This window comes from Terrihabitans soli, from assembly GCF_014191545.1.
GTDB classification, from domain to species: Bacteria; Pseudomonadota; Alphaproteobacteria; order Rhizobiales; family Methylopilaceae; genus Flaviflagellibacter; species Flaviflagellibacter soli.
In genome coordinates this window covers 709,117-723,048 of record NZ_AP023361.1, presented here as the reverse complement: position 1 = coordinate 723,048, position 13,932 = coordinate 709,117, and the positions used below count along the sequence as shown (strand labels likewise).

At 63.2% G+C, this 13,932-nt stretch carries 23 protein-coding genes, 1 tRNA gene and 2 pseudogenes; 21 read left to right on the top strand and 5 right to left on the bottom strand.

Annotation, left to right across the window (positions count from 1 at the left end; genetic code table 11):
• Positions 1–179: 179 nt before the first annotated feature.
• From IZ6_RS03775 to IZ6_RS16070, 19 genes and pseudogenes are all read left to right on the top strand, one after another.
• A complete protein-coding gene (locus tag IZ6_RS03775) occupies positions 180–488 on the top strand; it encodes a helix-turn-helix domain-containing protein (protein WP_222876677.1) in 309 nt (102 codons plus the stop codon).
• 108 nt (positions 489–596) lie between these two features.
• On the top strand, positions 597–800 hold the full coding sequence (locus tag IZ6_RS03770) for a hypothetical protein (protein ID WP_222876676.1): 204 nt from the start codon (positions 597–599) through the stop codon (positions 798–800).
• Positions 797–1,057: a hypothetical protein gene (locus tag IZ6_RS03765; RefSeq protein ID WP_222876675.1), complete on the top strand. Its 261-nt coding sequence runs from the start codon at positions 797–799 to the stop codon at positions 1,055–1,057. The genes IZ6_RS03770 and IZ6_RS03765 overlap by 4 nt, the downstream gene beginning before the upstream one ends.
• Entirely contained in the window at positions 1,054–1,365 is a 312-nt protein-coding gene (locus IZ6_RS03760) for a hypothetical protein (RefSeq protein WP_222876674.1), read from the top strand. The genes IZ6_RS03765 and IZ6_RS03760 overlap by 4 nt, the downstream gene beginning before the upstream one ends.
• On the top strand, positions 1,365–1,637 hold the full coding sequence (locus tag IZ6_RS03755; protein WP_222876673.1) for a hypothetical protein: 273 nt from the start codon (positions 1,365–1,367) through the stop codon (positions 1,635–1,637). The genes IZ6_RS03760 and IZ6_RS03755 overlap by 1 nt, the downstream gene beginning before the upstream one ends.
• Complete coding sequence (locus IZ6_RS03750) at positions 1,634–2,191, top strand: hypothetical protein (RefSeq protein ID WP_222876672.1); 558 nt, start codon at positions 1,634–1,636, stop codon at positions 2,189–2,191. The genes IZ6_RS03755 and IZ6_RS03750 overlap by 4 nt, the downstream gene beginning before the upstream one ends.
• A gap of 3 nt (positions 2,192–2,194) precedes the next feature.
• On the top strand, positions 2,195–3,331 hold the full coding sequence (locus IZ6_RS03745; RefSeq protein WP_222876671.1) for a hypothetical protein: 1,137 nt from the start codon (positions 2,195–2,197) through the stop codon (positions 3,329–3,331).
• Complete coding sequence (locus tag IZ6_RS03740; RefSeq protein WP_222876670.1) at positions 3,328–3,642, top strand: hypothetical protein; 315 nt, start codon at positions 3,328–3,330, stop codon at positions 3,640–3,642. The genes IZ6_RS03745 and IZ6_RS03740 overlap by 4 nt, the downstream gene beginning before the upstream one ends.
• Positions 3,639–3,917 (top strand): hypothetical protein, encoded by a 279-nt coding sequence (locus IZ6_RS03735; RefSeq protein ID WP_222876669.1) that lies wholly within the window; start codon positions 3,639–3,641, stop codon positions 3,915–3,917. The genes IZ6_RS03740 and IZ6_RS03735 overlap by 4 nt, the downstream gene beginning before the upstream one ends.
• Positions 3,910–4,083 carry a hypothetical protein gene (locus tag IZ6_RS03730; protein WP_222876668.1) on the top strand — a complete coding sequence of 58 codons (174 nt, stop codon included), beginning with the start codon at positions 3,910–3,912 and terminating at the stop codon, positions 4,081–4,083. The genes IZ6_RS03735 and IZ6_RS03730 overlap by 8 nt, the downstream gene beginning before the upstream one ends.
• Positions 4,084–4,090: 7 nt before the next feature.
• Positions 4,091–4,558, top strand: coding sequence for a helix-turn-helix domain-containing protein (locus tag IZ6_RS03725; protein ID WP_222876667.1), 468 nt, complete (start codon positions 4,091–4,093; stop codon positions 4,556–4,558).
• 108 nt (positions 4,559–4,666) lie between these two features.
• Positions 4,667–5,038, top strand: a complete 372-nt coding sequence (locus IZ6_RS03720) for a hypothetical protein (RefSeq protein ID WP_222876666.1) — start codon at positions 4,667–4,669, stop codon at positions 5,036–5,038.
• The gene (locus tag IZ6_RS03715; protein WP_222876665.1) at positions 5,035–5,310 is read left to right on the top strand and encodes a hypothetical protein; all 276 of its coding nucleotides are present in this window, start codon (positions 5,035–5,037) and stop codon (positions 5,308–5,310) included. The genes IZ6_RS03720 and IZ6_RS03715 overlap by 4 nt, the downstream gene beginning before the upstream one ends.
• Entirely contained in the window at positions 5,303–5,431 is a 129-nt protein-coding gene (locus IZ6_RS16015; RefSeq protein ID WP_263971504.1) for a hypothetical protein, read from the top strand. Before IZ6_RS03715 ends, IZ6_RS16015 begins: the two co-directional genes overlap by 8 nt.
• Positions 5,421–6,434, top strand: coding sequence for a DUF5131 family protein (locus tag IZ6_RS03710; RefSeq protein WP_222876664.1), 1,014 nt, complete (start codon positions 5,421–5,423; stop codon positions 6,432–6,434). Before IZ6_RS16015 ends, IZ6_RS03710 begins: the two co-directional genes overlap by 11 nt.
• Positions 6,431–6,658, top strand: a complete 228-nt coding sequence (locus IZ6_RS03705; RefSeq protein ID WP_222876663.1) for a hypothetical protein — start codon at positions 6,431–6,433, stop codon at positions 6,656–6,658. The genes IZ6_RS03710 and IZ6_RS03705 overlap by 4 nt, the downstream gene beginning before the upstream one ends.
• A gap of 8 nt (positions 6,659–6,666) precedes the next feature.
• Positions 6,667–6,969 (top strand): hypothetical protein, encoded by a 303-nt coding sequence (locus IZ6_RS03700; RefSeq protein WP_222876662.1) that lies wholly within the window; start codon positions 6,667–6,669, stop codon positions 6,967–6,969.
• Positions 6,969–7,439 carry an ASCH domain-containing protein gene (locus tag IZ6_RS03695; RefSeq protein ID WP_225873991.1) on the top strand — a complete coding sequence of 157 codons (471 nt, stop codon included), beginning with the start codon at positions 6,969–6,971 and terminating at the stop codon, positions 7,437–7,439. Before IZ6_RS03700 ends, IZ6_RS03695 begins: the two co-directional genes overlap by 1 nt.
• A 126-nt stretch (positions 7,440–7,565) precedes the next feature.
• Positions 7,566–7,940: pseudogene (locus tag IZ6_RS16070) on the top strand (recombinase family protein); the annotation flags it as partial.
• Positions 7,941–8,026: 86 nt separating this feature from the next.
• Here the strand turns inward: IZ6_RS16070 and IZ6_RS16065 are convergent.
• Positions 8,027–8,170: a hypothetical protein gene (locus IZ6_RS16065; protein WP_338054678.1), complete on the bottom strand. Its 144-nt coding sequence runs from the start codon at positions 8,168–8,170 to the stop codon at positions 8,027–8,029.
• Here IZ6_RS16065 and IZ6_RS16060 point away from each other — a divergent pair.
• Positions 8,103–8,573: pseudogene (locus tag IZ6_RS16060) on the top strand (recombinase family protein); the annotation flags it as partial. The gene IZ6_RS16065 and the pseudogene IZ6_RS16060 sit on opposite strands and share 68 nt — an antisense overlap.
• 563 nt (positions 8,574–9,136) lie before the next feature.
• On the opposite strand, the gene IZ6_RS03685 reads toward IZ6_RS16060, so the two are convergent.
• From IZ6_RS03685 to IZ6_RS03675, 3 genes are all read right to left on the bottom strand, one after another.
• A tRNA-Met gene (locus tag IZ6_RS03685) sits at positions 9,137–9,213 on the bottom strand.
• A gap of 160 nt (positions 9,214–9,373) precedes the next feature.
• Positions 9,374–10,387, bottom strand: a complete 1,014-nt coding sequence (locus IZ6_RS03680; RefSeq protein WP_222876661.1) for an NAD-dependent epimerase — start codon at positions 10,385–10,387, stop codon at positions 9,374–9,376.
• The gene (locus tag IZ6_RS03675) at positions 10,384–11,730 is read right to left on the bottom strand and encodes a UDP-glucose dehydrogenase family protein (protein ID WP_222876660.1); all 1,347 of its coding nucleotides are present in this window, start codon (positions 11,728–11,730) and stop codon (positions 10,384–10,386) included. Before IZ6_RS03675 ends, IZ6_RS03680 begins: the two co-directional genes overlap by 4 nt.
• A gap of 294 nt (positions 11,731–12,024) precedes the next feature.
• Between IZ6_RS03675 and IZ6_RS16055 the strand changes: the two genes are divergently transcribed.
• Complete coding sequence (locus IZ6_RS16055) at positions 12,025–13,290, top strand: PAS domain S-box protein (RefSeq protein WP_222876659.1); 1,266 nt, start codon at positions 12,025–12,027, stop codon at positions 13,288–13,290.
• Here IZ6_RS16055 and IZ6_RS03665 read toward each other — a convergent pair.
• Positions 13,287–13,928: a class I SAM-dependent methyltransferase gene (locus IZ6_RS03665; RefSeq protein ID WP_222876658.1), complete on the bottom strand. Its 642-nt coding sequence runs from the start codon at positions 13,926–13,928 to the stop codon at positions 13,287–13,289. The genes IZ6_RS16055 and IZ6_RS03665 overlap by 4 nt on opposite strands.
• Between the last annotated feature and the right edge of the window lie 4 nt (positions 13,929–13,932).

The window sequence follows — 13,932 nt, the reverse complement described above, 5'->3', positions numbered from 1 at the left end:
CAAGGCGGATAGCTTGCTGCGCGACCTCTGGGCGGGATCGAGGCTGATCCAGCGGTCGATCGGGTGCGAATCACTCTGTTGCATAACGACAGGATTTGAGTGAGACTCAATTTTAGTCAAACTCAAATTCTAGTTTCATCGTGTTCCTTCCACATGCACCCCTCGCGCATCCTTTGCCTATGGCAAAGACACCGACGCGCGCGCCGCTTTTCTTCAAAGCCTGGCGGAAATCCCGGGGCTGGACACAGGACTATGTGGCCGAAAAAATTGACATGAGTGGAAGCAACTATTCGCTGCTTGAGCGGGGCGAAATCGACTATACTACCAAGACTTTAACCAAGCTTGCCAAGCTCTATGGCTGCTCGAACGGAGACCTCATTTCCCGAGGCCCCAACCAGACCGAAGACGAGCTGATAAGGCTCGCCCGCGACCTTCCCGAGGAAAAGCGGGATCAGCTCCTAAAAATCGCCAAAACCTTCCTGAACTGACGCTGGATTTAAGGCCAGCTATCCACAGAGTTTGAGCCAAACTCAAATTTTACTGGAAGGTAATTTTAGTTTGGCTAAAGTTCTCTCGCGAATCAAGCGGGGGTACTCATGGGCCAGCGCAACCTTCTTCCTGCCGACCGGGCCGAACTGGATGCCGCCGCCGCGCGCACCAGAGAGATCTTCGCCGAATGGGATGCGGCCTTAGCCGGTCCCCCTCCGCTCCGCCAGTTTCTCGATCTCGTCCAGAACGGTGAACCGCTGCGTGCCATCGAGCTTTTCGGCGAGCATCAGGCCCGCGAGGCGCTGCAGTGAGCGCCCTCCGCAAATCGCCTCTCACCAATCAGCAGAGCGGAATCCTGCGCCGCATGCGCGGCGGCACGGAACTCTTCAAGTTTTCCTATCGCGGCAACTTGAAAGACCGCTTCGTCATCGGCACCAACGCGGTTCGCGCCGCATCTGTCGTGCGCCTTCTGGAAGAGGGCCGCATTCAGCGCAAAAGCGTCAGGGTGATTTCGCCAAAATTGGTCGAAACCCGCTATGCCCTCGTCAATGACGGGCGGCTGCAATGATCGCCGCCGTCACTGCGCAGCGCGCCTTCCGCACCGAGTTTCCGGATTTTCCGGAAGCCGATCTGCCGGAGCTTCCCCCGGGCTTCACCGACGAAAGCTGGCGCAACGATACGTGCCCGTCCTTTCACAACGCGGCGGCGCGCCTCACCCTCTATTGCGATTATGCGGACCCCGCCAGTCGCGATCATCCCGAAGTGCCGCGCTATTCGCTCTATGAGACGGATGAGGATGGCTGTCTGACCGGCACCGAGATCGTCAGTACCGACGACTGGACGATCATCCTCGCCAAGATCGAGGCGCGCGCCTGATGAGCCTCATCCTTCGCGCCCGCAAAGCCGGTCTGTCCGAGGTCGAGAACCGCGTCTTTCTCGCCATTGTCGCGCGGACGGATACGAACGGCGAAGCAATCATCTTTCCGTCCGCCGTTGCCATCGGCGCGCGCGCGTCGAAAGAAGCGACCGAAGCTGCAATCGAGAAATTACGCCTCGCAAAGCTGATCTCGATAGATCCGCGAACGCGCCTCACGGACGGCCGCAAACCCGCGCCGCGCATTTCTCTGAACTTCGGGGATGCGCCATGAACGGCAACATCTTCCCGACGCTGAACGGGCGCGCGCTCGATGTCACGGCGCTGAAGCCGGAAGACATCTGCTTCCGCGAGATCGCCGGAACGCTTGCGCGCATCTTCCTCTATCAGGGCGCGACCGATCTGCCCGTGTCACTCGCGCAGCATTATCTGATCGGGCTCGATGCATGCCCTGTCGAGCTGCGCGCCGAATGGCTTCTCTACGCCACGCCATGTTGGGCGACAGGCGGGCTCGCTCGCTTCGGTTCGAGCACTCACGAAATGGGTCTGCGGCGGAAGGTGCATGGCGTCATCCGCGCGGCTGCCGGCATGAACCCGGATTACCGCTGGTCCGACAGCACCAAGATCAATGACATCCAGCGACTCGCAATGCGCACGGCGCTGCGCGATTTCAACGGCGACAGGCTCGCCCGCGGCGCTTGGCCTGAAGAAGTCGTCGCGCTCGACGGCATCCGCAAAACCTATCGCCTTCGCGGCATCGAAGACGTGGCGTCCGAACTGTATGTGCAATTCCGCACCTATCTCCCCAAATGCCCGGCAAGGAGCTGACTAATGAGGAAGTCCGCTGAGAAACCCGCGCGCGCAGCCGCCAAAGCCGCCGCGCGCTCGCCCAAGAAGACAGCGGCGCTGCCGAAGAAGGCTACGCGCAGGACACCGGCAGCCTTTGCCGATCTGCTCGGCCAGTTCGACATCATCACCGACCGGCTGACGGGCTCGCTTGAAGCGCAGCGCAGCGGCCTCGACCGCCGCCAGAAGGAGATCGAGCGCGCCGCCGGCGAACAGCGGACGATGCTTCTCGCCGTCGCGAAAGAGAATGCCGAGCTGCGCGACCATGCCGACGATGTGGAGCGCCTGGCCGAAACGATGATCGCCGCGGCGAAGGCGGCATGTGCAGCCACGCTGCAGCGCGATTTCTCGGCAGCCACACTCGATCCGCTCGGCGACACGACACACGCCGCGGATCTCGCGCTCGCCGAATTCCGCAAAACCCGGGCGGCGATCTATGCCCCTCCTCCCACCGTCGCGACCGTTAGCGCGGCGGCGCCTGCCGCGGGGGCCGAGGCCCCCACCCAAATCGAAGCCCCCGCGGCGCTTCCCTCTGCCGAACCGCTCGAAGACGACATCGCGCGCGAACTCGCCGAGATCGGCAGACAGAGCGAGGTCATTACCGACAACCCGCCCGCTAATGATCGCGTGCCCCCGACGAGACTATGGCAACCGCCGGAGCGACGTGCTGAACCAGCGATCCAGCCCGACACGGCGCGCAACAGCGTCACCGCTATCGCCAAGCGCAAAGGCATCTTTGCGCGCCTCAATGGATGGATAAACGCGGAACTCGGCGATCTCCGCACCATCGGGCAGCATCTGCGCGGCGAAAGCGAATTCGCGTGGGAGGGAAAGAACGGCACCCTGCTCGAAACCCGCGACGGCTATCTCGCCTCCATCGTCTTCCACATCGAGCAGAATGTGTGGGAGGCCGAACTGTGGGTCCGGGTCTCGGAAAGCACGGCTGACGGCAAAGGCAAGATTAGCGTCGAGCGTGTCGGCGGGCGCAGCCTCCGCACGCTGGAAGCTGCGCAGAAGTCCGTCGAGCAGGCGATCTTCCGCCATCGCGCAGCTGTCGCCCGCGCCGAACGCTTCAGCGCGGGCCTCAACATTCTGCCCGATATGGCGGACGCACGCCCGTGAGCCCGCTCGGTTTCCTCGACCGCTTCGACAACTGGCGGGCGCGCTGCGCCCGCCTCTTTGGCTCTTGGACCGCATGGTCGCTCATTCGGGTCAGCGGCGTATGGGCCTATTCCGAAAACGCCGTCACCGGCCAGCGCCGGGCCGTGCGCGTCCGCGGCGGGCTTCAGCCGCTCGACATGAGTTTTCTGCGCGACGGCGATGTCGTCGTGAACCTTCAGGATCGCTGGACCGTGAAGGGCCATGTGCTCGTCATGCCGGGTCGCCCCACCGTCCGCGCCGCAAGGCTTCCTCTGAAGGACGCGCGGCGATGAGCGCGCTCTCCGAAACCACGCAGCAACGCATCGCTGCCGGCCGCGTGGTCTATCTTCACGGCTCGTTCCTCTGGAACAGCGACGGCGCAACGCTGCGCACAATGGACGGCTATTACGGCGGCGTCTGCGCCCGTGACGATGGCGGGCTCTATGCGTGGAGCATGACGCCGCCCGGCAGCGTCCGCCCCGCTAAACGCGGCGAAGAGCGCACGCCCGATAAAGCGCGCACCGCCGTCGAGCAATCCATCGCCGAACACCGGAGCGACAATGCCTGATCTCCGCCAGATCATGCCGCGCACCTTCGTGCATACGCGCATCAAGACGCGCGATGCCGTGAGGAAGCCCGCACCCGCCACACAAGATATCGCGCGCAGACCCGGCCGCGCGAGCATCCTCCGGCTCGCGCCGGAGGCCAATCAGAACCGGGCACATCAGGAGTAATCGCGTCATGGCAACACAAGCACTCAAAGCCTCAACGGCTGTCCCGTCTACGGTCAAACTGCCGAACCCGATCGACAAGCATGTGGGCGCCCGCGTCCGCATGCGCCGCCTTCTCATCGGCATGAGCCAGGAGAAGCTCGGCACGGCGCTCGGCATCACCTTCCAGCAGATCCAGAAATACGAGAAGGGCGCAAACCGCGTCGGCGCATCGCGCCTGCAGCAGATGTCGGAAGTCCTCGGCGTGCCCGTCTCGTATTTCTTCGAAGACGCGAACGGCGAGGCCATCGCGCCGGCGACGGTCGGCAAGGACAGCGACGGGATTTCCGAATTCCTCGCCTCCGATCAGGGTCTGCGCCTGGCGCGCAATTTCCTGCGCATCCAGAGCCCGGCCGTCCGCCGCCGCATCGTCGAACTCGTCACCGATCTCGTGCCGGAGGATGTCGTCGTTCCTCTGAAGCGTACCGGCACGCGCTGAAACCCGGCGCGGCGGTCGAAAACCCGCCGCGCACTTCCTTTTGAGGCAAGAATGAGCATACGCGGCATTATTGATCGTTTAGCTCGCGCGGTCGGTGCGGTTCCCCCCGTGGACCGGACACAGCGGACGCTGACGGACGGCTCTCCGATTACACCCGATCATCGCGAGTTGCAGCCGAGCGGGCAGCAAAAGGCATACGTTGTCTTATCTTCGGAGGAACGCTCGCGCGGCTTCGTTCGGCCTGTGCGCCGGAGCTATGTCCACACGGGTGTAGATCCGGTGATGGATGGGCCGGTCATCATCAGGCTCGGCAAGAACGGATGCGGCGCGGCGACGAAGATGTCCAACGAGATCGCCGAAACATATGCGCGCGATCCGTTCTTCTATAGCGGCACGTTCTGCGTGGGATGCGGCAAGCATTTCCCGATCGGCGATGACGGCGAGTTCATGTGGGAAGACGGCACGAAGGTGGGCACATGACCACCAAAGATTCACCGCTCCGCGAGCTGAGACGCCAGGCCGAGAAGATCGCCGCTACCTTGAAGGCGTTTGAGCGCGGCGAACAGATCGAACCGCGCTTCGCCGAAAAGCTTCACGTTGCGCGGACGCAGGAGACTTTCACCGTAGGCATCGTGATGGACGACAAACTGATCAAGCTCGAATTGTATTGGACGCTGATCCGAAGCTCTACAGAGACCGGGCTCGCAGAATACGTCCTGAAGCTGATGCGGGAGACGCGAGACGATGCTTAATCGCACCCGCTTCTTTGCCTTCCTCGCGCGCTGGACCGGCTACACGCACGACAGCCTCTACGGCTTCGATCTCGCCGCGCCTTTCGATTTTCCGCAGGGAGTGCGCGCCGATGTCCGTTAACACCAAGATCGAATGGGCGCGCCATCCAAAGACCGGCAAGAGCGCATCGTGGAACCCGATCCTCGCGCAGACGCGCACGGGCAAGCTCGGCTATCATTGCGAGAAGAAGAGCCCGGCCTGTGCCAACTGCTACGCCGAAAATTTTAACATGCGGCGTCTGCCCGAGCGCGGCACCGGCCTTCCCTTCAAGCCGGGCCACATGGCCAACGGCGATGTGAAGCTCGTGCTGGACAGGGCCGCGCTGCTCAAGCCGCTCGAATGGAATGCATCCCGCGGCGTCTTCGTCTGCTCGATGACGGACCTTTTCGCCGAGTTCGTGCCCGACACCTTTATCGATCAGATCTTCGCCGTGATGGCGCTGTCGCCGCATCACGTCTTCTTCGTCCTGACAAAGCGGCCCGACCGCATGCGCGCCTGGTGCGAGGAAGAAGGCGCGCGGATATGGGGCCTCCGCCGCGCCTTCCAGACGATGGGCTGCGCGCCGAACCGGCTGGAATGGCCGCTGCCGAATGTCTGGATGGGCACGAGCGTCGAGGATCAGGAATGGGCCATGCACCGCATGGACGATCTGCTTGCAACGCCGGCGGCGCTGCACTGGATCTCTGCCGAGCCGCTGCTCGGCCCGCTCTTCCTCGATCGGTGGATAGATCGCCTCGGATGGGTCGTGACCGGCGGCGAAAGCGGACGCAACGCCCGCCCCTCGCATCCGGCCTGGTTCCGCTCGCTGCGCGATCAGTGCAGTGGCGCGCTCGTCCCGTTCTTCTTCAAGCAATGGGGCGAATACGCGCCGACGCGTTTTGACGAAGACGGCCAGACGGCGGACGTGCTGCCGAGCTTTGCCATCGCGGTCGACGGCACGCTCGATGAGAAAAAGCCGTTCTCTCTGCCCGATATCGGCGTCAAACAGCCCCGATGGTCGCCCATGTCGCGCTACGGCAAGCAGGCCGCGGGCCGCGTTCTGTTCGGCCACGAGCACAACGCTATGCCGGAGGCCAGCACATGAGCCGCCGCACCGAACCCGGCACGTCGCACAAGCAGGTCGAGCGAAGAAATCCGCGCGCCGACAAGCATCTCTCCGCGCAGCAGCTCGCGCGGCTGACGCGGCTCTATGTCGACCACCCGGAAATATCTGTTTCGACTATCGCAGCTCGCTTCGGCATTGGGCCGGATACGGTCACGAGCCTCATTCCCTTCGATAAGCGCCGCGTGCGCGGAACAAGGCGGTAACCAAAAAAATGGCGCTTCATCAAGACAATCAGCCGCGCGGCACGCCTCCTTTATTTCCTGAACTCGCTGGAAATCCGAAGGCGCATATCGCAGCGCTTCGCTCGAAGGAGAAGACGGCCGGCCAGGAATGGACGGAGTTTAAGTCGAACTTCCGCGCATGCGATCTGCTCGGAAAACTCACCGTCATCTTCGCATGCACCATCGTGTTTTTTTGCCTCGCGGCCATCGGCGCGATCCTCGGCGCCGTGCTGCAGTTTCCCGCCGCTTTGATCGTCGGCATCTCCTTCCTCATCCGCGCGATGGTGACCTGATGCCTGATCTCTTCGGCCCGACGCCGGCAGAGCAGCCGGGACGCATGCTGAAGGCGCTATCGGTACGCCAGCCTTGGGCGTGCGGCCTTCTCTATCTCGGCAAGCCGGTCGAGAACCGGACATGGCGCACCGAATTTCGCGGCCGCGTTCTTCTCCATGCGGCGAAGGCCGAGCCCGACGAAATCGAAATCGAAAGCGTGCGGCAGCTCGGCGCCGCGGCCATTGCGCGGCTGCGCGAGGAATGCGCCGAGACAGGAGATCACTTCGACTTCCCGCAATTGCTCGACCGCGGCGGCATCATCGGCTCGATCGAGATATTCGACTGCGTGACGCACTGCCCGTCGCCATGGTTCGTCGGGCCTTACGGCTTCCTCTGCCGAGATCCGAGACCCCTGCCCTTCACGCCCTTTCGTGGCCAGCTCGGCTTCTTAGACGTGCCGGCCGAGGCGGTCAAGGGATTGGACTTCTGATGAAGACCCGCCCGCCCCGACTCTTGCCAGAGAGTCCCGACCCGGCCATCCTAGCCTTGGCGCGCTTTCTGGGGCGGCAGGCCGCGCGCGAGGACCACGAGGCCGAGACGGGGGAGAAAGCCTTCTATGAGCCGCCGCTGCGCGATATACGCCCGGTTCTCGACCGACCTTCAGAACGAACGCTCGGTTGACGATCAGATAGCCCTGTGCCGCGATTACGCGGCGCGAGAGGGCCTGGCCGTGACCGCATGCTATTCCGACGCCGCCCGCTCGGGCGCGTCCATCATCGGCCGCGACGGGCTTCTGTCGCTTATCGCGGAAAGCGCCGCCGAGCCTCTGCCGTTCGAGATCGTGCTCGTCGAACATGCCGACCGCCTGTCGCGCGATATGGAAGACCTCGCGGGCCTTCACAAACGGCTACTCTTCCGCGGCATCGAGATCCGCGCCGTCAATTCCGGCACCATGGATTCCGCCATGATCGGGCTGTTCGGCCTTGTCGGGCAGATGCAGCGCGAGGAAGGCGCAAAGAAAGTGCGGCGCGGCATGATGGGCGTCGTGCGCGGCGGGCGTTCCGCCGGCGGGCGGCTCTACGGATACCGGCCGGTGCCAGGCGCGCCGGGCGAGCTTGAGATCGTCGAGGCCGAGGCCGCGATCGTGCGGCGCATCTTCGCCGAATATCTGGCGGGCTCGACACCGCGCGAGATCGCGGCGCGCCTCAACCGCGACCGCATCGCCCCGCCCCGCGGCGCGCGCTGGAACAGCTCAACCATCAACGGCAACGCCAAACGCGGCAACGGGCTTCTGCAGAACGAACTCTTCGCCGGGCGCCGCGTCTGGAACAAAGTGTCCATGATCCGCAATCCCGCGACCGGCAAGCGCGTCTCGCGCCCCAATCCGCCGGCGGAGTGGATGCACGCCGAGGCCCCGGCCCTCGCGGTCGTCACACCCGATATCTTCGCCGCCGCCGCGGCCAGGAAGCGCGCCAGAGGCTCGGTGCACGCCTCGCATGCCAGGACGCCTAGGCACCTGCTTTCGGGCCTCCTGCGCTGCCGGTGCGGCGCGGGGCTGGCCTCCAAAGGCAAGGATCAGACGGGACAGGTCCGCGTCGAATGTTCGGCCGCGAAAGAGGCCGGAACCTGCCCGGGCTCGATGTTCTATCTGCCGCGCATCGAAGCGGCCGTTGTCGGCGCCCTTCAGGCCGAACTCCTCCACCCCAAGGTTATCGCCGCCTTCGTCCGGTCCTATCAGGAGGAGCGGACCCGCCTGGCCGCGGGCCGTGTTAAGAATCGCGCCCGGATCGAAGGCCGCATTGCCGAGCTTTCCCGGGAACAGTCCCGGCTCATCGACCTCATGGTGGCGGCGGACGGGGCCGTGCCGGAGCTTCTGGCCCGGTCCAAGGCCGTCGCGATCGAGCAGGAAGCCGCCCGGGCCGAACTGGCCGCGGCGCCGCCCGAGCCGAACATCGTGGCCCTGCACCCCGCCTCGCTGGCCCGCTATGAACTCATGATCGCCCGGCTGCAAGCATGCATGGCGGCGGGCCTCGGCGCGGGCGACGGCGAAGGGGCCAAGGCCCTGCGGGAGCTTGTGGAATCGGTCACCGTCACGCCCGGCGACACCGTCGGCACGGTCCGGGTCGCCATCTTCGGACGGCTAAATCGGCTGCTTGAAATCCACCGCCCCATCGTCGGGGGGAAAGGTGGTAGCGGAGGAGGGACTCGAACCCCCGACCCCAGGATTATGATTCCCGTGCTCTAACCAGCTGAGCTACCCCGCCAATCTGCGGCGATATAGGTGCGCTGAAGGCGACAAGTCAAGAAATCGGGTGCACCCCTTAGGGATTAAAGACAGCGGCACGTCGCCCCCGCCGGGTCCCGACGATACAAGCGCTCGCATCGGCCCTTTCCCCGGCCCCGGCCGCATCGAAAAAGCTGGACCTAAACCTTTTTCGTGTAGTCGAGATACCAGTCGACGAAGGCGGAAACGCCCTCCTCCACTTTCACTTTCGGCTGATAGCCTGTCAGCGCTTTCATCAAAGTCAGATCGGCAAAGGTCGCGGGCACGTCGCCCGGCTGCATCGGCAGCATGTTCTTCTTGGCCGACCGTCCGAGCTTCTTTTCGATGGCGCCGATGAACTCCATCAGGCCCACCGGATCGCCGCCGCCGATATTGACGACGCGCCAGGGCGCGATGGGCGACAGCGTGTCCGTCGTCCCGTCCACTGCAACGGGATTGCCGGTCTCCGGCACCTTCTCGATCAGAGCGGTAATGCCGTCGACCAGATCTTCGACATAGGTGAAGTCGCGCTTCATGCGCCCTTCCCCGTAAACATCGATTGCGCGGTCCTTGAGGATCGCATCGACGAATTTGAACAGCGCCATATCCGGCCGGCCCCACGGGCCGTAAACGGTGAAGAAGCGAAAACAGGTCGTCGGCACCGAGAAGAGATGCGCATAGGAATGCGCCATCGTCTCCATCGCCTTCTTCGTCGCCGCATAAAAGGTCAGCGGATGATCGGCCTGATGGCTTTCGGCGAACGGCATCTCCTCATTGGCGCCGTAGACCGAGCTCGTCGAAGCCAGAAGAAGATGTTTCGGCTGAAGCGCCCGCGCGAGTTCGAGCACGTTGAACGAGCCGACGAGATTTGAGTCGGTGTAGGTGCGCGGATAGTCGATCGAATAGCGCACGCCCGCCTGCCCGGCCAGATGGATGATGACATCCGGCTCGGCGGCGTCCGCCGCGCGCTGCAGCGCATCCATATCCTCGAGCTGACCGACATGCTCCGAAAATCCATTGGAGCGTTTCAGGAGCGCATGCCGCGCCTCTTTGAGCGCGACATCGTAATAGGGCGTCATCCCGTCGAAGCCCGTGACGAAATGGCCGCTATCGAGCAGGCGCCGCGCGAGGTGGAACCCGATAAAGCCGGCCGTGCCGGTGATGAGGACTTTCATTCGGCGGCGGCTTGCATATCTCCGGCGCGCCCGTCCTTGGGGCGGCCGACACCGGCATAGGTGAAGCCATGGCGCGCGACTTCCTCGCGCTTGTAGATGTTGCGGAAGTCGATAAGGACCGGCGCTTTCATGATCTCTTTCAGGCGGCGGAAATCGAGGGCGCGGAACTGGTTCCACTCCGTGACGATGGCGAGCGCATCGGCGCCTTCCGCCGCGGTGTACGGACCATCGGCAAAAGTAACGCCCGGCGGCAGCATGCCCTTCGCATGTTCCATGCCTTCGGGATCGTAAGCCTTGACCTTGGCACCGAGATCAACCAGCGCCTGAACGATGGCGAGCGAAGGCGCATCGCGCATATCGTCGGTATTGGGTTTGAAAGTCAGGCCGAGAATGGCGACCGTCTTGCCGCGGACCTCACCGCCGCAGGCGGCAACGACCTTGCGCGCCATCAGGCGCTTGCGCTGATCGTTGACGGCGACCGTCGTCTCGATGAGGCGAATCGGCGCGCCGGCATCCTGCGCCGTCTTGACGAGCGCAAGCGTATCCTTCGGGAAGCACGAGCCGCCATAGCCTGGACCGGCATGCAGGAATTTCCCGCCGATGCGGTTGTCGAGGCCGATGCCGCCGGCAACTTCCTGCACATTCGCGCCGACCTGTTCGCAGAGATCGGCGATCTCGTTGATGAAGGTGATCTTCATCGCGAGGAAAGCGTTGGCGGCGTATTTGATGAGTTCGGAGGTGCGGCGGTCGGTGAAGATCAGCGGCGCCTTGTTGAGGTAAAGCGGCCGGTAGACTTCCTCCATCACCGGGCGGGCGCGTTCGTTTTCAATGCCGACGACGATACGGTCGGGCCGTTTGAAATCGTCGATCGCCGCACCTTCGCGCAAAAATTCCGGATTGGAGACGACGGTGACGTCGGCCTTCGGATTGGTCTCGGCGATGATGCGATCGACTTCATCGCCCGTCCCTACCGGAACCGTGGATTTGGTGACGACGACGGTGAAGCCGGTGACCGAGGCCGCAATCTCACGCGCCGCGCTATAGACATAAGACAGATCGGCATGGCCGTCGCCACGGCGCGAGGGCGTACCGACGGCGATGAACACAACATCGGCTTCCGCAACGGCGCGCGGAATGTCGGTCGAGAACACGAGGCGGCCGGCCTTCGCATTGCGCTCGACGAGTTCTTCAAGCCCCGGCTCATATATCGGAATACGTCCGGCGTTCAGGGCCTCGATCTTGTCGGCCGCCTTGTCGACGCAATGAACGTCATGGCCGAAATCGGCGAAGCAGGCGCCGGACACGAGCCCGACATAGCCAGAGCCGATCATCGCAATACGCATTCAATTCTCCCCGGGCTAGACGAACCGTTCTACGCCAGTTCGACCCGCAAATCGACACTTGCGGCGCCGCAGCACGACACCGCTCTAGCGAGCCTTATAGACGTTCATGTGACGGCGGAAAGTCCTTCTTCTCAAATGCTTAATACGCATACCCGCAATCGCCCCCGACACCGGCCGCAAAGCCTGCCCGCCGCGACATTGACGAATTTCCGTTTCGACCCCCGAAAGTCTAGTTTGCGGGTGTTCCAGACTTTGAGTCGTCGCCCTAAATCTCTGTCCGAAGCGAGAACAAGAATGACGGACTGGACCTCCTGGCGTCCCTTTCTCATCGAAAAGAAGACCCCTGAAAGCGGGATCATCACGTCTTTCTATCTGCGCCCCGAAGACGGCGCGCCCGTGCCGCGCCACAAGCCCGGCCAGCATCTGACCTTCTTGTTCGACATTCCGGGCAAAGGCGAAATCAAGCGCAATTACACGATCTCCTGCGACGCCAATGGCGAGCATTACCGGATCTCGGTGAAGCGCGAGCCCGAAGGCACCGTGTCGCGCTGGCTGCATGACGAGGCAAAGCCCGGCACGAAGATCAAGGTTATGCCGCCGTCCGGCAGTTTCCTTCTGCCCGACCATCAGACACGGCCCGTCGTGTTTTTATCGGGCGGTGTCGGCGTCACGCCGATGATCGCCATGCTGGAAGCCTTGGCCGACCGGCACACGAAACTGAAAGCCGATTTCATTCACTGCGCCATTGACGGCTCTGTGCATGCATTCGGACCGCATGTGAAGGATCTCGCAAAACTGCACGGCGGCACGGATGTTACCGTCTTCTATTCCGCGCCGCGGAGCCAAGACGTCAAAGGCCGCGACTATGACGAGCCCGGGCGGCTCAGCCTCGACTTCCTGCGTCAGAACACGCCGCTCAAAGACGCCGACTATTATGTCTGCGGCCCGCTGCCCTTCCTGAAGGCTTTCGTTTCCGGCCTTGCGAAGGAAGGCGTTCCGACAAGCCGCATCCACTATGAATTCTTCGGCCCGGTCGAGGAGCTTCTCGATGAAGACCTTCCGCCGGCGGAAGATGCCGAGCCGTCAAAACCTCTCGCCGCCCGCGGCCCCTATCAGCGTAAGGACTCAGAGATGGTCACGCCCGCAGAGCTCGGCCTTGCCATTATCGGCAGCGCCTCGGACGCCGTGGTCGCGAGCGATCGCGCCGGAAACATCATTCTGTGGAACCCCGGCGCCGAACGCATTTTCGGGTTCACCGAGGAAGAAGCGCTCGGCCAATCGCTCGACATCATCATTCCCGAGCCGTTCCGCGAGCGCCATTGGGAGGGCTATCATCAGACGGCCGCGTCCGGCCAGAGCCGCTACGGCGCGGGCGATATGCTCGCCGTGCCGGGTCTCAAGAAGGACGGCACGCGCAACTCCATCGAATTCACTATCGTGCTCATCAAAGGCAAGACGGGTGAAGTCGAAGCCATGGTCTCCGTCATCCGCGACGTGACCAAGAATTTCATGGCGATGAAGGAGCTGAAAAAGCAGCTCGCCGAGAAGGAGAAGGCTTAGGCCTTCTTCTTGATCCGCACGAGTTTGAAGAAGCCCCAGGGGAAAACCGGCGCGACTTCGACGACATCCATATCCGGATGCCGTGCCGCCCATTTTTCAAGGCGGCTCACTTTGAAGTGCGAGCTCCAGCCGACCTGACGCATCAGAGGCGCGAGCCATTCCTCGATTTTCGGAACAATGCCGCGATCGGCGCCGAGCTTCGACGTCACGATGATTTCGCCGCCCGGCTTCAGCACGCGCCGCATCTCATCGAGCGCGCCTTCGGGATCGGGAACGAGCGTGATGACGAAGGGCACCGCCACCGCATCAAAGCGCGCATCGGGAAAGCCGAGCCGGCACGCATCCATGGACGCCAGAAGCTTCACATGCGTGAGGCCCAGTTCATCGACCTTTTCGATCGCCTTCTGCAGCATGTGCACCGACAAATCGACGCCGACGACATTGCGGTCCGGCGGATAGTAGCGAAGGACAAGGCCCGTACCGACGCCGACTTCGAGAATATCGCGCCCGCAATTCGAAGCGGCAGCGGCCGTCTTCGAATGCGCATCGGAAAGAAACTTATGATAGATGGCGTCGTAGATCGGCGCCCATTTTTCGTAGACGCGCTGCTGGCCTTCAAGATCGTATTGGATCGCCATAAGG

Coding starts and splice junctions, on each gene's coding strand:
- IZ6_RS03725 (WP_222876667.1), top strand. CDS start 4,091: ATGGCAACACAAGCACTCAAAGCCTCAACGGCTGTCCCGTCTACGGTC.
- IZ6_RS03735 (WP_222876669.1), top strand. CDS start 3,639: ATGAGCGCGCTCTCCGAAACCACGCAGCAACGCATCGCTGCCGGCCGC.
- IZ6_RS03665 (WP_222876658.1), bottom strand. CDS start 13,928: ATGGCGATCCAATACGATCTTGAAGGCCAGCAGCGCGTCTACGAAAAA.
- IZ6_RS03770 (WP_222876676.1), top strand. CDS start 597: ATGGGCCAGCGCAACCTTCTTCCTGCCGACCGGGCCGAACTGGATGCC.
- IZ6_RS03715 (WP_222876665.1), top strand. CDS start 5,035: ATGACCACCAAAGATTCACCGCTCCGCGAGCTGAGACGCCAGGCCGAG.
- IZ6_RS03695 (WP_225873991.1), top strand. CDS start 6,969: ATGCCTGATCTCTTCGGCCCGACGCCGGCAGAGCAGCCGGGACGCATG.
- IZ6_RS03710 (WP_222876664.1), top strand. CDS start 5,421: ATGTCCGTTAACACCAAGATCGAATGGGCGCGCCATCCAAAGACCGGC.
- IZ6_RS03755 (WP_222876673.1), top strand. CDS start 1,365: ATGAGCCTCATCCTTCGCGCCCGCAAAGCCGGTCTGTCCGAGGTCGAG.
- IZ6_RS16015 (WP_263971504.1), top strand. CDS start 5,303: ATGCTTAATCGCACCCGCTTCTTTGCCTTCCTCGCGCGCTGGACCGGC.
- IZ6_RS03750 (WP_222876672.1), top strand. CDS start 1,634: ATGAACGGCAACATCTTCCCGACGCTGAACGGGCGCGCGCTCGATGTC.
- IZ6_RS03775 (WP_222876677.1), top strand. CDS start 180: ATGGCAAAGACACCGACGCGCGCGCCGCTTTTCTTCAAAGCCTGGCGG.
- IZ6_RS16055 (WP_222876659.1), top strand. CDS start 12,025: ATGACGGACTGGACCTCCTGGCGTCCCTTTCTCATCGAAAAGAAGACC.
- IZ6_RS03700 (WP_222876662.1), top strand. CDS start 6,667: ATGGCGCTTCATCAAGACAATCAGCCGCGCGGCACGCCTCCTTTATTT.
- IZ6_RS03675 (WP_222876660.1), bottom strand. CDS start 11,730: ATGCGTATTGCGATGATCGGCTCTGGCTATGTCGGGCTCGTGTCCGGC.
- IZ6_RS03730 (WP_222876668.1), top strand. CDS start 3,910: ATGCCTGATCTCCGCCAGATCATGCCGCGCACCTTCGTGCATACGCGC.
- IZ6_RS03760 (WP_222876674.1), top strand. CDS start 1,054: ATGATCGCCGCCGTCACTGCGCAGCGCGCCTTCCGCACCGAGTTTCCG.
- IZ6_RS03705 (WP_222876663.1), top strand. CDS start 6,431: ATGAGCCGCCGCACCGAACCCGGCACGTCGCACAAGCAGGTCGAGCGA.
- IZ6_RS03680 (WP_222876661.1), bottom strand. CDS start 10,387: ATGAAAGTCCTCATCACCGGCACGGCCGGCTTTATCGGGTTCCACCTC.
- IZ6_RS16065 (WP_338054678.1), bottom strand. CDS start 8,170: ATGCGGTCGCGGTTGAGGCGCGCCGCGATCTCGCGCGGTGTCGAGCCC.
- IZ6_RS03745 (WP_222876671.1), top strand. CDS start 2,195: ATGAGGAAGTCCGCTGAGAAACCCGCGCGCGCAGCCGCCAAAGCCGCC.